General features: G+C 60.5%; 1 protein-coding gene. It reads left to right on the plus strand.

Annotated elements, in window-relative coordinates; all coding sequences use genetic code 11:
• Positions 1–266 (plus strand): hypothetical protein (locus SB660_RS21155; protein ID WP_410584354.1); only part of this gene is annotated, 266 nt, incomplete at both ends.

Consider the following 266-nt stretch of genomic DNA (forward strand, 5'->3'; position numbering starts at 1 on the left):
GGCGAGCAAGCGCGAGCACGAGAGGCTTATCCTGACGATCTCGATGACGCTAACGGTCTAGGGGAAGTTCTAGCAGGCGCGCCCACCCTTTTGCAGATATACCGCGACGCTGAAGACGCCAACCCGGACTTGTTTGCCACCGTTCGGGCTGCAATCGATTGGCAGCTATGCGGCCTGACCGCCGCGATTCCGGAACAAGACCTGCTGCGGCTTGCGCGCTATGAACTCGGTCAGTTCCGCCCGGATCTCACGTCTTCATTCAGCGC

The organism is Bacillus sp. SIMBA_005 (assembly GCF_046535585.1).
Lineage (GTDB): Bacteria > Bacillota > Bacilli > Bacillales > Bacillaceae > Bacillus > Bacillus pumilus.